Here is a 14,236-nt window from a genome sequence, read left to right on the forward strand (position 1 = left end):
TAAATTAGCGTGTTTTAAACTTCTGACATACTTGGTGCATTTGTTCAGCAAGCTCGTTTAACTGGCTAGCACTGTTTGAAATTTGCAGTGTACCTTGCTCAACACTTTGTGAGATTTCAGCAATTTGCGAAATGTTGTCATTAACACTGCTCGCTGCCAAAGTCTGTGTTTCCGTTGATTGCTTAATGCTTTGGTTTACATCGGAAATATCATCAACCTGCTCACCAATTTTCAATAATGAGTGCTTGGTTTCTTGAATTTGCTCAACTGCCGTTGTTGCTTGCTCATTATTGGTGGTCATCGTACTGACCATAGTTTCAGTGGTGTTTTGTAGCTGATTGATGATGTTGTCAATTTCACCGGTAGAGTTCATGGTTTTACTGGCAAGTGCACGTACTTCATCAGCGACGACAGCAAAGCCTCGGCCTTGCTCGCCTGCGCGAGCAGCTTCAATCGCAGCGTTTAATGCAAGTAAGTTGGTTTGCTCAGCGATAGAGCCAATAACACTTGAAACCGTACCAATTTTTTCTACGTTAGTTTGTAGCTGATTAATAATCGCCATTGCAGCTTCTGCTTGTTCTGACATTTGCTCAATGACGGATACCGAGTTATCTACAACACTCTGGCCTTGCTGGGTTGCTGATTGTGCTGTTTGCGCCGCTTCACTTGCCTGTGTTGAATTGTTAATTACCTCACTAACCGTGTCTAACATGGCCGTCATTGATTGCTCGGTTTCTGCGGTTAAGTGCGATTGACGCTCAGTACCGTCTTTTGCTTCTGAAGTAATAGTGCTCAGATCGCCAGCCTTGTCTTTGAGCTGGTTCGCTGAATCACTAATGAGCTCGATGGTTTGTTTGTACTGCTGAGTAATGCGGTTCACTGATTTCATGATAACCGCTAGCTCGTCTTCTGATTGTTGGTGATCTAACTCTGTGGTTAAGTCGCCATCAACAACATTATCAACGGCTGTGGTAATTGATTTCACTTTTTGCTGAATAAAGCGTGAGAAGCTGATGTTGACCACAACAACGACAATCACTAGCAACAGCAGCAGAGTGCCTATGATAATCCATGCTAGCTTGTTATCAGCGGCGCGCTGCTCAGTGATGTCGATGCTCATCTCTAAGATGCCGCGCACATCTCCGAGCTGCCAGTCAGTTTTGGGTGAATCTGGGTGACTGTTGTGACAATTTACACAGTTTTGCGCGGTCAACTTATCAGCGACACCGACACGCATTATCTGTTTACCGTTTACTTTGGTTAATTCTGAGTAGGCTTGATCAGGGTTTTTAGTTAAAAACTCCCACGCTTTTTTATTAAAGTCATCAAGTTTGCGACCACTGCGGTTAGCAAAAGGGTATGGACTGATCAGTGAGAACTGCGTGTCTTCACTACTCATTTCATAGCTCACATCATGTAAGAAAGTGGCAGGCACAGGAATCACGCCAGTTTTGTCTTTGTGTTCAGTGGATGCTTTGATCGGGCTATCAGGGTTTATGACAGATTGGACGATATTTTTTGAGTAGTAGGTACGTAATTTCTTAAATTGTTGGGCGGTAAGTACTGCGCCGTCGACCGTTTCACTTTGGGTATTATTGCTGAGCGTATTGGGGAGCAATACGGCAAAGCCAATAATAACAAAGAGAAAAAAGCTAATGGTGGGTAATAGTAATTTCCAAAGAATACTTTTGGATAAAAAATTCATCGAGGTATCTCTACTTATAATCGCCAATTGACTAATAATTGTTTTTGCTAATTCCCTGCTAGTTAGCTTTTCATCCTTTTATCAGCTTCAAGCTCTTAACATACTCAAGGAGTTCAGGTTAATCAAATGGCTAGCTCATGATTTTTACATTTTATTAATGCTAAATTTTGTACCGTTCTGTACAAACAAGCGGTTATTTTATACAGTTTGATTAACATTCTGCTTACATGAAGAAGAACAACTAATGCTAAAAAAACTTTCTTTAATATTACTAGCCGCGACAACAAGTTTTACTGTTTCCGCGCGCGACTTTAGTGACGTCAAAATTGAAACCAGTAAAGCGGCGGGCGATGTTTATATGCTGACCGGTCCAGGTGGTAACATTGGCGTGTTAGCCACGGGTGAAGGCTTATTGTTGGTGGATGACAAATTTGCACCGCTGGCTGAAAAGATTGAAAACGCGATGAAGGCGATTGTTGATCAAGATCTAAAATACGTTATCAACACGCATTACCACGGTGATCATACCGGCAGTAACAGTTACTTTTCACACAAAGCGCCGATTTTTGCCCACCACAATGTCCGCAATCGACTAAAAAGCAATGACAGATTAACCAAGGATGCCTTACCTGTGGTCACTTACGACAAAGGCGTAACGATTCACTTAGCGAATGAAGAAGTGCAATTAACGCATTTGCCGAAAGGACATACTGACAGCGATACTATTGTGTATTTTAAAAATGCTAACGTGCTGCACACAGGTGACTTATTTTTTGAAGGGCGCTTTCCCTACGTAGACACCAATGGTGGTGGCTCCGTCGATGGTTATATTGCCAATGTGAGTTACATGGTTAACAACTTTCCCGATGATGTGGTGATAATTCCAGGTCATGGCAATTTGACAGACAAAGCGGGCATGAAAGAGTTTGTCGCCATGATGATCGACACAAGCAAACAAGTGAAAGCACAGCTTAGGGCAGGCAAGAGCGAAGCCGATATTTTAAAAGCGGGTGTCGCGCAAGAATACAAAGCCCTTTCTTGGAACTTTATTACCGAAGAGCGCTGGCTAAAAACACTGATTGCAGCCTATAAATAAGCCAGCAATCCAGCCTGAAAAAATATTCATTTTCATTTGAGTTTGGCGATTCCACACAGATTTGCACAGGAATCGCCAATTGCCGCTAAAACTCTGCAAATGCACAGCAAAAACCACTACACATCTTCATTGGTTTAGGTAGAATACCGACTATTATTTGTCTGGCTTTTATATTTTTTGAACAAAGACGTTTTACACTCCGCCATCGGGCTATTATCGCGCCGAGAACACTCGACTAAAGAGTTAACGCAAAAGCTAAGCAAGAAGGCCTATTCATCTGACGATATCAAACAAGTGATCAACTTCTTACTCGATGAAGATTACTTGTCAAACATCCGTTTTGCCGAGAGCGTTATTCGCAACAAAGTAAGCCGAGGTTATGGCTGGAATGCGATTCGTCAAGAGCTCAAGCTAAAAGGGATCAATAGCGATATCTACACAAGTGTACTAGACGAGTTGAATGTCGATTGGTACACCCAAGCAGAGCAAGCCTACCGCAAGCGATTTGGTGAAACACCCATAGAAGATCAAAAAGACAAAGCCAAGCGATTACGATTTTTACAATACCGTGGCTTCTCGATGGACGAGTGCTTAACGGCATTGAATGCAAATTAACCGAAAGTGTTGGAAAAACCATGATTAGAAGTAGTGCTGAGATTCGCAAAGCATTTTTAAATTACTTTGCCTCCAAACAACATCAAATTGTTCAAAGTGCCTCATTGGTGCCGGGCAACGATGCCACCTTGTTGTTTACAAACGCCGGTATGGTGCCATTTAAAGATGTTTTCTTAGGCGCAGAGAAGCGCAGCTATACACGCGCTACCTCGTCACAGCGCTGTGTTCGCGCCGGTGGTAAACACAACGACTTAGAAAACGTTGGTTATACCGCACGCCACCACACTTTCTTTGAAATGTTAGGTAACTTCAGCTTCGGTGATTACTTTAAGCAAGACGCGATTAAGTACGCGTGGCAGTTCTTGACTGAGGTTCTGGCATTGCCAACAGAGAAGCTGTTAGTCACCGTGTATGAAACCGACCAAGAAGCGTTTGATATCTGGCACAAAGAAGTCGGCGTGCCAGCAGAAAAAATTATTCGCATTGGCGACAAGCACGGCGCTAAGCAATACGACTCAGATAACTTCTGGTCAATGGGTGATACTGGCCCATGTGGTCCTTGTTCTGAAATTTTCTATGATCACGGTGAGCACATTTGGGGCGGTCCTCCGGGTTCACCTGAAGAAGATGGCGACCGCTTCATTGAAATCTGGAACTTAGTTTTCATGCAGTTTAATCGCCATGCTGACGGCACTATGGAGCCTTTACCTAAGCCATCTGTTGATACCGGTATGGGCTTAGAGCGCATCTCTGCGATCATGCAAGACGTGCACAGCAACTACGAAATTGACATTTTCCAAGGTTTAATCGGCGCTGCTGCAAACTTGTTGGCATGTGATGACTTAGAAAATAAATCATTGCGTGTAATTGCCGATCACATTCGCTCATGCAGCTTTATGATTGCTGATGGCGTAATGCCATCGAATGAAGGCCGTGGTTATGTGTTGCGCCGTATTATTCGCCGTGCAATTCGTCATGGTCACAAGCTAGGTGCCAAAGATTTCTTCTTCCATAAACTAGTGGCGGCGTTAATTGAGCAAATGGGTGAAGCGTACCCTGAGCTGGTTCAGCAGCAAGCGGTTGTTGAAAAAATGCTACGTATTGAAGAAGAGCAGTTTGGCCGTACACTCGATCGCGGTATGGCATTGTTAGAAGATATTATCGCTAACATGACAGGCGATGTGATTGACGGTGATGATGTTTTCAAACTTTACGATACTTATGGTTTCCCGGCTGACTTAACTGCAGATATCGCCCGTGAGCGTCAATTGCGCATCGACCACAATGGTTTTGATGTTGCGATGGGCTTACAACGTGAGCGCGCGCAGCAAGCAAGCCAATTTGGCACTGACTACAACGAACAGCTTAAGTCTGAAAAACTAACTCAGTTTAAAGGTTACACTAACCACGAGTACTCAAGTACTGTGGTTGAGCTTTTCAAAGAAGGTGAGGCGGTTGTTGAATTAGCGCCGGGTGATAAAGGTGTTGTGGTGCTAGACAATACGCCATTCTACGCCGAATCAGGTGGTCAAGTAGGTGACACAGGTGTTTTACATTTAGACGGCGGTACGTTTGAAGTTACCGATACTGTCAAAGTGGGTAATGCGTTTGCTCATCACGGCACAGCACAAATTGCGATTGGCCTTAACCGCCGTGTGAAAGCAGAAATTGATGTTGCACGTCGTGAGAAAATTGTTAAAAACCATACCGCAACACATATTCTTCACGCTGCATTGCGCAAGGTGCTTGGTGAGCATGTGACGCAAAAAGGTTCATTGGTTGACCCTGACAAGCTACGCTTTGATTTCTCGCACTTTGAGGCGGTTACCGCAGACGAGTTAAGCCAAATCGAACATATGGTCAATAGCGAAATTCGGCGTAACGTAAAACGCGAAACTGAGTTAATGCAAATTGATGAAGCCAAAGAAAAAGGTGCGATGGCACTGTTTGGTGAAAAGTACGATGACGAAGTGCGCGTAGTAACCCTTGGTGAATTCTCAACAGAACTGTGTGGTGGTGTTCACGTTGATCGCACTGGTGATATTGGCCTGTTAAAAATTACTTCTGAATCAGGTATTGCTGCCGGCGTTCGTCGTATTGAAGCGGTCACCGCAGAAGCGGCACTAACCTTTATTGATAGCCAAGCTGATACGCTAGCAACCATCGCCTCAATGGTGAAGTCTGACGTTGCCGGTACAACAGGTAAAGTTGAGCAAATGATTTCACGCGCTAAGCAGCTTGAGAAAGAAATTGCACAGCTTAAGCAACAATTGGCATCAGCAGCTAGCGGTGATTTAGTTAGTCAAGCGGTCGATATCAATGGTGTTAAAGCATTGATTGCTGATTTAGACGGTGTTGAATCTAAAGCACTACGTGGCATGGTTGACGAGCTCAAAGTGAAAATGGGCTCAGGTATTATCATGCTAGCAACCGCCAATGGTGACAAAGTTGGCCTAATTGCTGGTGTAACCAAAGATCTGACTGGCCAAGTGAAAGCAGGCGAGTTAGTCAACATGGTGGCGCAGCAAGTTGGTGGTAAAGGTGGCGGTCGTCCTGATATGGCGCAAGCAGGTGGTAGCCAACCTGAAAATATTGCCGCTGCGCTAGCATCTGTTCAGCCGTGGCTAACTGAAAAATTGGGCTAATTCGCTCACTGTAATTTTACATGGCGATTATCGTTCAGAAATATGGGGGAACCTCGGTGGGTTCCCTTTCGCGTATTGAAGCGGTCGCAGAAAATATTATCACCACGGTTAGGCAAGGGCATCAGGTTGTTGTCGTGCTATCAGCCATGGCAGGCGAAACTAATCGTTTGCTGGCAATGGCACAGCAATTAGATGCGACACCGGCTAGCAGAGAGCTGGATATGCTGCTCGCTTCCGGCGAACAAGTCAGCATTTCATTGCTCGCCATCGCCTTAGTGCAGCGCGGCATTTCCGCTATCTCTTTATTAGCTCATCAAGTGGGTATTCAAACTGATAATCGCTTTGGTGCGGCTCGCATACAGGCAATTGATACTCAGCGCTTAACGCAGGCACTGTCGCAAGAGCAAGTCATTGTTGTAGCTGGCTTTCAGGGACAAGACGTTGAGCATAATGTCACGACACTTGGTCGTGGTGGTTCTGATACTAGCGCGGTTGCCTTAGCAGTCGCGTTAAATGCTGCAGAAGCACAGATCTTTACCGACGTTGATGGCGTTTATAGTGCTGACCCGCGCATTGTTGCCAAAGCACAACGCATCCCATGCTTAAGCTTTGATGAAATGCTGGTGATGGCGAGTTTAGGTGCTAAGGTGTTGCAAAATCGTGCCGTAGAATATGCGTTTAAGCATCAAATGCCCATTCGTGTATTAAGCAGTTTTAGTCAAGGGGAGGGGACACTTGTGTTGCCAAAAAGCCAGGCATTAGCTGAAAGCCAAAGCAATAATCCTGTGTCTAGTATTGTGCATGACCAACAACAGGCACTAATTTGCTTAACTGATGTCGCCGATAATGCGGTTTCATCAATCTTTGACTGCCTTGAAAAAGCCAATGTTGAACTTGATATGGTGCAGTTAGTAGGTGAGTCATCACTCGCTAAGCAGCTCTTGTTTACACTGAGTAGAGATAAGCTGGAGTATGCGAGAAATGCACTACAAGAGATTACAATGTTTAACAAATTTGGTACTATCCGCAGCCGCGAATCAGTTGCTAAAATATCAGCAGTTGGTATTGGCCTAAATAGTCACACCAAAGTGGTTGGCAAAATTGTCGCACTGCTCGCGTCTGCTGAAATTGATATTGAATTAATTTCAACCTCAGAAATTTCATGTTCTGTTGTAATTGATGAAACTAATCTGGTTCAAGCAGCTCAAATACTGCATAGCGGATTCGGTTTAGATTCGTCGAACTAAGTTATCTATTTTTAACCATTGTTTTTATGGATAAATTTCAAATTTAGACTAACTTAGATAAGGTCAGTGACCAAAAACTAGCTTAAAAAAATTAGTGGATCTCAATTCATACTTAAAGGAATCGAAGAATGTTAATATTAACTCGCCGTGTCGGTGAAACCTTGATGATTGGTGACGACGTAACTGTCACAGTACTAGGTGTTAAAGGTAATCAAGTACGTATTGGTGTAAACGCACCGAAAGAAGTTTCTGTGCATCGTGAAGAAATCTATATGCGCATACAAGCTGAGAAAGGCGATTCAGAGCCTTCTGGTAACCAGTTCTAATGTAGAACTTGAGAAGAATTGATACAAATAAGGTCAGCATGTTGCTGGCCTTTTTTTTGCCTTTTTATTTCCAACGATGTCGATTTCCTTTACATTGTTAAATTGATGTTAATTTCTATAAAAACAACAAGGAGAACGGGATGTTCTTAACCCAACCCACCAAACGCTGGCTGGTTGCTTCTGTAGTCTGTAGCAGTTTGAGTGCGATTTCTTGGTCAGCATCTGCCGCTAATGAAATCACCAGCATTGAAGGTATCACTGAATACCACTTAGACAATGGCTTACAAGTATTGCTATTTCCTGATCAAACCAAGGAAACCGTGACCGTTAATGTGACCTATCATGTTGGCTCTAAACACGAAAACTACGGCGAAACCGGTATGGCTCATTTACTTGAGCACTTAGTGTTTAAAGGAACACCTCGTCACAAAGATATTCCCGCTGAATTAAGCGCTCATGGTGCGCGTCCTAATGGTACAACTTGGACAGACCGCACGAATTACTTCGAAACCTTCACTGCTACGCCTGAAAACATTAACTGGGCGTTAGATATGGAAGCGGATCGCATGGTTAACTCGTTCATTGCGAAAGAAGATTTAGACAGCGAAATGACTGTTGTACGCAATGAGTTCGAGCGCGGTGAAAACAGCCCATTTCGTGTGACATTGCAACGCACCATGGCAAGTGCCTTTGAGTGGCACAACTACGGTAAGTCGACGATTGGGGCTCGCGCTGATTTAGAAAATGTTTCTATTGACCGTTTAAAAGCTTTCTATAAAAAATATTATCAGCCTGATAATGCCACACTGATTGTCGCTGGTAAGTTCGAAAACGACAGCATGATTAAGTTGGTTGATAAGTACTTTGGTGTAATTCCTAAACCAACACGTGTGATTGAGCCATTATACACATTGGACCCTGCCCAAGACGGCGAGCGTCAAGTGACAGTGCGCCGTGTTGGCGATGTACAACTTGTTGGCAGTGTTTACAAAGTGCCTGCGGGGTCGCATGAAGACTTTGCCGCGTTAGATGTTGCCGCCGAGATCTTTGGTGCAGCAGCAACCGGTCGTTTGCACAAAGCATTAGTTGAGAAAAAGCTTGCTAGCCGCGCATTTGGTTTTAACTTCCAGTGGGAAGAGCCTGGCGTTGCTTTGTATTTCGCGCAAGTAGACAAAGATCAAGATTTAGCGGTTACTCAAGCTGAGTTGCTAAAAACGATTGAGCAGACCATGGAGCAGCCATTTACCGACGAAGAAGTTGAGCGTGCAAAACGTACTCTTTTGAAAGAAATAGAGCTGACTTTTAACTCGTCTGAGCGCATTGCTTTAGGGTTAAGCGAATGGGTTGGCATGGGTGATTGGCGCTTGCTTTTCTTAAACCGTGACCGCATTGAAAAAGTGACAACGGCTGATGTTAAGCGCGTTGTAGATACTTATTTTGTGAAAAACAACCGTACGGTAGGTCGTTACATTCCAACCGACAAACCAGAGCGTGTTGAAATTCCTCAAGTTGAAAGTGTTGCTGCGATGTTAGAAGGCTACAAAGGTCGTGAAAATATCGCTCAAGGTGAGGCATTCGACCCGAGTCACGATAATATCGATAGTCGCACTAAGATGGTGACGTTAGACAACGGCATTAAAGTGGCGTTATTGGCGAAGAAAACACGTGGTGAGTCTGTTGTTGTTCGCGTAGCGACTCAAATGGGCGACTTAGATTCGTTGCAAAGTAAGGGCTTAATTGGTGATTTAACGGGTAGCATGTTGATGCGTGGTACCACGACGTTCACAAGAGAGCAGCTTAAAGACGAGTTCGACAAGCTGAAAACCAATGCGGTTATTGGCGGCGATGCTGAAGGTGCTTCAGCGCGTTTAGAAACGGTTAAAGCGAATTTAGTGCCTGCCTTAAAGCTAATGGCACAAGTGTTAAAACAGCCTTCGTTTGATGCCAAAGAGTTCGACCAACTTGTTTCAACAACCGAAGTTGATATAGAGCAACAACTGCAAGACCCGCAAGCTATTGTGTTTAGAGAATTCTCGCGCCGTCAAAACCCGTTTGACGCGTCACACCCGCGTTATATTGCAACGATGGAAGAACAGTTAGCAAACTTAAAGACAGTGAAGTTAGCTGACTTACAAGCCTTCCATAAGCAGTTCTACGGCGCTAACAGCATGCAAGTTAGTGTTATTGGTGATTTTGACGAAATGGTCGTGGTTAAAGCGTTAAACGACTTATTCGGCGATTGGGCGTCGGATCAGGCTTATAAACGCATTACCCATCCTTACCACAAGCAACCAAGCAAAGATCAAAGCTTTAATACACCAGATAAAGAAAATGCCGTATTTGTTGCTTCAACTACTTTGCCGGTAGGGGTTAACAGTAAAGATGCGCCAGCACTTGAGCTAGCAAACTACATTTTCGGTGGTGGATTCCTAAATAGCCGCTTAGCAACTCGTTTGCGCCAAAAGGACGGTTTAAGTTACGGCGCTGGCTCGTTTGTTCGTATGAGCAGCAATGACGCTCGTGCCTCAATGGGCGCATATGCGATTTGTGCACCGCAAAACTTAGCGAAAGTTGAAGTGGGCTTCAAAGAAGAGCTTGCGCGTTTAATTAAAGATGGTTTCACTGCTGAAGAAGTTGAAGCAGCCAAATCAGGCCTATTGCAAGGTAAGCGCGTTAGTCGCTCACAAGATAGAGAGTTAGTCGCTAAATTAAATGGCAACTTGTATTACAACAAGAGTATGCAGTTCGATAAAAAATACGAACAGCAACTTGCAGCGTTAACACCTGAGCAGCTACACAAAGTGGTGAAGAAATATTTCAAACTGAAAGATTTCTCTATCATTAAAGGTGGTGATATGAGTAAAGTTGAATAAATGAACATTTATTTATAGTTTTGAGAGGCTACCTTGCAGGTAGCCTTTTTTAATTCGGGCAATATTAGCTGCTGGGCTGATGTTAAAAACAAACTTAATTCATCAAAATATTGCTCGATTAATCACGTTTTTGCCCTAAATATCGACGTGTTGTATTAATTGTGAGCAAACGAAATAAAAAGTTTAAAAAACTGTTTGACTTATTTTTCAGAATCATTAATATTCGCAGCCACTGGTGAGATGGCCGAGTGGCTGAAGGCGCTCCCCTGCTAAGGGAGTATACGGTTTGTAGCCGTATCGAGGGTTCAAATCCCTCTCTCACCGCCATTATTTCTTAATGGCATCTATGTTAACTAAGATGTAAAACTGTTAATTATGCGGACGCGTAGCTCAGCTGGATAGAGTACCTGGCTACGAACCAGGCGGTCGCAGGTTCGACTCCTGCCGCGTCCGCCACTTTCTCGAAAGTGGTAATGATTTTAACAACTGGTTAAGCATTGAAAAACAGCTAATATTAAGGCTGGTAAAATAAATTAATAATACTTTTATTGCGGACGCGTAGCTCAGCTGGATAGAGTACCTGGCTACGAACCAGGCGGTCGCAGGTTCGACTCCTGCCGCGTCCGCCACTTTCTTTAAAGTGGTTAAGCAATAAATACTATCCTTACCTCGGGATATAAAATAACGATTAACTGTGAACACAGAGTTCAGCTTGATAGGCAGTATGCTTTGACTTAGATGGCTACGAACTGGTTCGCTATCCTTACCTCAGGATATAAAATATCGATTGACCGCGGACGCGTAGCTCAGCTGGATAGAGTACCTGGCTACGAACCAGGCGGTCGCAGGTTCGACTCCTGCCGCGTCCGCCACATAACTTGAAAAAGAAGAAACCAGTCATTAGACTGGTTTTTTTTCGCCTGTAGAAAGTTCACAGCAAATCTAGTAGATGATCAGGGTTTTGTTGCAGTTGCCCAAAGGCTTAGCTGGGTAGCCTGAAATAAAATCAAAGTGGCTATATTAAGCTTCACTTCCTAGAAACCTTGTAATCCTCATTATTGCCTAACGCCTACCTCGCAATTGTTAACGCATCATCAATAGTCGTCAGTGTGCTTATGAAGCGACTTATGGACACTTTGCTCTCCCTCAAAGAACTAATACCAATTGAATTAATTGGTATCGGATAACTCGATAGTTGAGCTTCACTTCCCTTTTAAACTTAACAACAAAATCGATCTTCGAATGAGAGTACTTGAACCCATCATGGTGAGATTGAGTGTAATTGGGTTTTCTTGCTATTCATCATCGTCGAGCTAGGCTTAGCTATAACTAAAAAGCATGAAGATCATCTTCAATCAACGAAAAAATTGCATAATTGTATAGACAGCTTTTTTATCGATATTGTATACAATTTCATTGTAAGTCAGTGAAATTAGAATAATTAGATAAAAAATATTGTATACAAAAACTGTTTTTGCTGTTTTTTGGCTGCATAAATATCAAAATATTATGAATGAATAGTGAAAATGATGATTTGAGCTATTGACATCTTTTTTTTTATCTTAAATGGCTATTTCTTGATTGCATTTTCAATATTGGAGTGATTATTCTAGCCAGACAAAGAAAATAATAAGAGAGTAACAAATGGAATCACTCAGCCAATTGTTTATTGAAGCGGGCACATTGATGCTTGCTGGTATGGTGTTTGTTTTCGCCTTTCTTGGCATTCTTGTGGTGATCATTAATACCGTATTAGCACCACTTGCAAATAAGTTTCCCGACCCTGTAGCACCGGCCGTTACTCGCCCACCAGTTAAAAAATCTGCGGCTAATGATGGTGTCTCACCTTCAGTTGTAGCGGCTATTTCTGCCGCTGTTTCACAATACCGCCAAAAGCATAATAAAGAATAGATAGGAGCATGGTCATGACAAAACCATTAGGTATCACAGAGCTTGTACTAAGAGATGGACATCAGTCCCTGTTAGCAACCCGACTTCGTTTAGAAGATATGTTGCCAATCGCTCCAGTGTTAGATGAAGTAGGCTTTTGGTCAATTGAATCATGGGGCGGTGCAACGTTTGATGCGTGTATTCGCTACTTAGGTGAAGATCCTTGGCATCGCATTCGCGAGCTGAAAAAAGCGATGCCAAATACCAAGCAACAAATGCTATTTCGCGGGCAAAATATTCTAGGTTATCGCCACTACGCTGACGATGTCGTGGAAAAGTTCGTTGAACGTGCACACATTAATGGTGTCGACGTTTTCCGTATTTTTGATGCGATGAACGATGTTCGCAACTTACAAACAGCGATTAAAGCGGCAGTTAAAGTAGGTGCTCATGCCCAAGGCACACTGAGCTTTACTGAAAGCCCTGTGCACACGCTTGATGGTTGGTTAACAATGGCCAAGCAACTTGAAGATATGGGCGCGCACTCGCTATGTATTAAAGACATGGCAGGTCTGCTTAAGCCTTACTATGCAGAAGAGCTCATTACAAAATTAAAAGAAACCGTTGCGCTGCCAATTTCATTACATTGCCATGCTACCACTGGCTTAAGTGTTGCTACTCATATGAAGGCGATTGATGCTGACATTGATGTTATTGATACTTCAATTTCATCAATGAGTATGACTTACGGTCACTCACCAACAGAAACCATTGTGTCGGCAGTTGAAGGTTCGCCGAGAGACACAGGTTTAGACATGAATAAGCTGGCAGAAGTGGCAACCTATTTCCGTGATGTTCGTGAAAAATATGCCAAGTTTGAAGGTAGTTTGAAGGGCGTTGATGCGCGTATTCTGTTAGCTCAAGTGCCAGGCGGCATGCTAACCAATATGGAAAATCAATTACGAGAGCAGGGTGCAGCTGATCGTTTAGACGAAGTACTAACCGAAATTCCTAAAGTTCGTAAAGATTTAGGTTATATTCCGCTAGTCACCCCAACCTCACAAATTGTAGGTACCCAATCGGTGCTAAACGTATTGACTGGCGAGCGCTACAAAACCATTACCAAAGAAACCGCAGGTGTATTAAAAGGCGAATACGGTGCAACGGCAGCAGAGGTTAATGCTGAGCTGCAGGCACGTGTGCTTGATGGTAGTGACGCCATTACTTGCCGACCTGCAGATCTGCTCGATCCAGAAGTGGATAAATTGACGGCGGAACTAGAGCAGCTGGCTAAAGAGAAAAGCATTGATTTAGCAGACGATGTTATTGATGACGTGCTTACTTATGCGTTGTTCCCTCAAATCGGTTTGAAGTTCTTAGAGAATCGCAATAATCCAGATGCTTTTGAACCTGCACCTAGTAAAGCTGATGTTGCACCGAAAGCAGCGCCTGCACCTTCAGCTAGCAGTACTGGTGGTACTGAAAACTATTCCGTTGCGGTTGATGGTAAAGTTTATGAAGTGGTTGTTGGCCCAAGCGGCAGTGTTAGCTCGGTAGCGCCAAGTTCAGCACCAGCCTCGGCGACAGACGCTGCAATTAAACAAAGCGCATCAGTTTCAGCCGAAGAAACGCTGAATGCACCACTTGCGGGTAATATTTTCAAAGTCTTGGTTAGCGAAGGCCAAGAAGTGGCGGAAGGTGATGTGGTTATCATCATGGAAGCAATGAAAATGGAAACCGAAGTACGCGCAGTAACAGGTGGTACGGTTGTTAGCTTAAATGTCCGTGAAGGTGACTCCGTTGCTGTTGGCGACGTGTTACTGAGCTTATCATAGGGGC

The 14,236-nt window shown here is 43.7% G+C and carries 9 protein-coding genes and 4 tRNA genes; 12 read left to right on the forward strand and 1 reads right to left on the reverse strand.

Translation table 11 applies throughout. The annotated features are described in order from the left end of the window. Positions 1-4: 4 nt before the first annotated feature. The gene (locus tag ACSLUR_RS02235; protein WP_448551409.1) at positions 5-1,705 is read right to left on the reverse strand and encodes a methyl-accepting chemotaxis protein; all 1,701 of its coding nucleotides are present in this window, start codon (positions 1,703-1,705) and stop codon (positions 5-7) included. A 244-nt stretch (positions 1,706-1,949) separates the two neighbouring features. Between ACSLUR_RS02235 and ACSLUR_RS02240 the strand changes: the two genes are divergently transcribed. The 12 genes from ACSLUR_RS02240 to oadA all read left to right on the forward strand — a co-directional run bounded on the left by ACSLUR_RS02240 (position 1,950) and on the right by oadA (position 14,232). Beyond that, positions 1,950-2,801 carry an MBL fold metallo-hydrolase gene (locus tag ACSLUR_RS02240; RefSeq protein WP_448551411.1) on the forward strand — a complete coding sequence of 284 codons (852 nt, stop codon included), beginning with the start codon at positions 1,950-1,952 and terminating at the stop codon, positions 2,799-2,801. Positions 2,802-2,978: 177 nt separating this feature from the next. Then, positions 2,979-3,416, forward strand: coding sequence for a regulatory protein RecX (locus ACSLUR_RS02245; RefSeq protein ID WP_448551413.1), 438 nt, complete (start codon positions 2,979-2,981; stop codon positions 3,414-3,416). Positions 3,417-3,436: 20 nt separating this feature from the next. Next, complete coding sequence (gene alaS / locus ACSLUR_RS02250; protein ID WP_448551415.1) at positions 3,437-6,061, forward strand: alanine--tRNA ligase; 2,625 nt, start codon at positions 3,437-3,439, stop codon at positions 6,059-6,061. 56 nt (positions 6,062-6,117) lie between these two features. Beyond that, positions 6,118-7,308 (forward strand): aspartate kinase, encoded by a 1,191-nt coding sequence (locus ACSLUR_RS02255; RefSeq protein ID WP_448551417.1) that lies wholly within the window; start codon positions 6,118-6,120, stop codon positions 7,306-7,308. A 128-nt stretch (positions 7,309-7,436) separates the two neighbouring features. Next, entirely contained in the window at positions 7,437-7,634 is a 198-nt protein-coding gene (csrA, locus tag ACSLUR_RS02260) for a carbon storage regulator CsrA (RefSeq protein WP_115999145.1), read from the forward strand. A gap of 140 nt (positions 7,635-7,774) precedes the next feature. Further along, a complete protein-coding gene (locus ACSLUR_RS02265; protein WP_448551419.1) occupies positions 7,775-10,507 on the forward strand; it encodes a M16 family metallopeptidase in 2,733 nt (910 codons plus the stop codon). Between the two features lie 234 nt (positions 10,508-10,741). Continuing rightward, positions 10,742-10,834 (forward strand) — tRNA-Ser (locus tag ACSLUR_RS02270). A gap of 52 nt (positions 10,835-10,886) precedes the next feature. Beyond that, positions 10,887-10,963, forward strand: a tRNA-Arg gene (locus ACSLUR_RS02275). Between the two features lie 96 nt (positions 10,964-11,059). Beyond that, positions 11,060-11,136 (forward strand) — tRNA-Arg (locus ACSLUR_RS02280). Positions 11,137-11,302: 166 nt separating this feature from the next. Then, positions 11,303-11,379 (forward strand) — tRNA-Arg (locus ACSLUR_RS02285). A gap of 772 nt (positions 11,380-12,151) precedes the next feature. Beyond that, positions 12,152-12,418: an OadG family protein gene (locus ACSLUR_RS02290; protein ID WP_115999147.1), complete on the forward strand. Its 267-nt coding sequence runs from the start codon at positions 12,152-12,154 to the stop codon at positions 12,416-12,418. Positions 12,419-12,432: 14 nt separating this feature from the next. Next, positions 12,433-14,232, forward strand: a complete 1,800-nt coding sequence (oadA, locus tag ACSLUR_RS02295) for a sodium-extruding oxaloacetate decarboxylase subunit alpha (protein ID WP_448551421.1) — start codon at positions 12,433-12,435, stop codon at positions 14,230-14,232. Positions 14,233-14,236 lie beyond the last annotated feature (4 nt).

The organism is Thalassotalea montiporae (genome assembly GCF_053485855.1).

Excerpts from the sequence above, each read along its gene's own strand:
- ACSLUR_RS02240 (WP_448551411.1), top strand. The coding sequence starts at position 1,950 with ATGCTAAAAAAACTTTCTTTAATATTACTAGCCGCGACAACAAGTTTT.
- ACSLUR_RS02235 (WP_448551409.1), bottom strand. The coding sequence starts at position 1,705 with ATGAATTTTTTATCCAAAAGTATTCTTTGGAAATTACTATTACCCACC.
- alaS (WP_448551415.1), top strand. The coding sequence starts at position 3,437 with ATGATTAGAAGTAGTGCTGAGATTCGCAAAGCATTTTTAAATTACTTT.
- oadA (WP_448551421.1), top strand. The coding sequence starts at position 12,433 with ATGACAAAACCATTAGGTATCACAGAGCTTGTACTAAGAGATGGACAT.
- csrA (WP_115999145.1), top strand. The coding sequence starts at position 7,437 with ATGTTAATATTAACTCGCCGTGTCGGTGAAACCTTGATGATTGGTGAC.
- ACSLUR_RS02290 (WP_115999147.1), top strand. The coding sequence starts at position 12,152 with ATGGAATCACTCAGCCAATTGTTTATTGAAGCGGGCACATTGATGCTT.
- ACSLUR_RS02265 (WP_448551419.1), top strand. The coding sequence starts at position 7,775 with ATGTTCTTAACCCAACCCACCAAACGCTGGCTGGTTGCTTCTGTAGTC.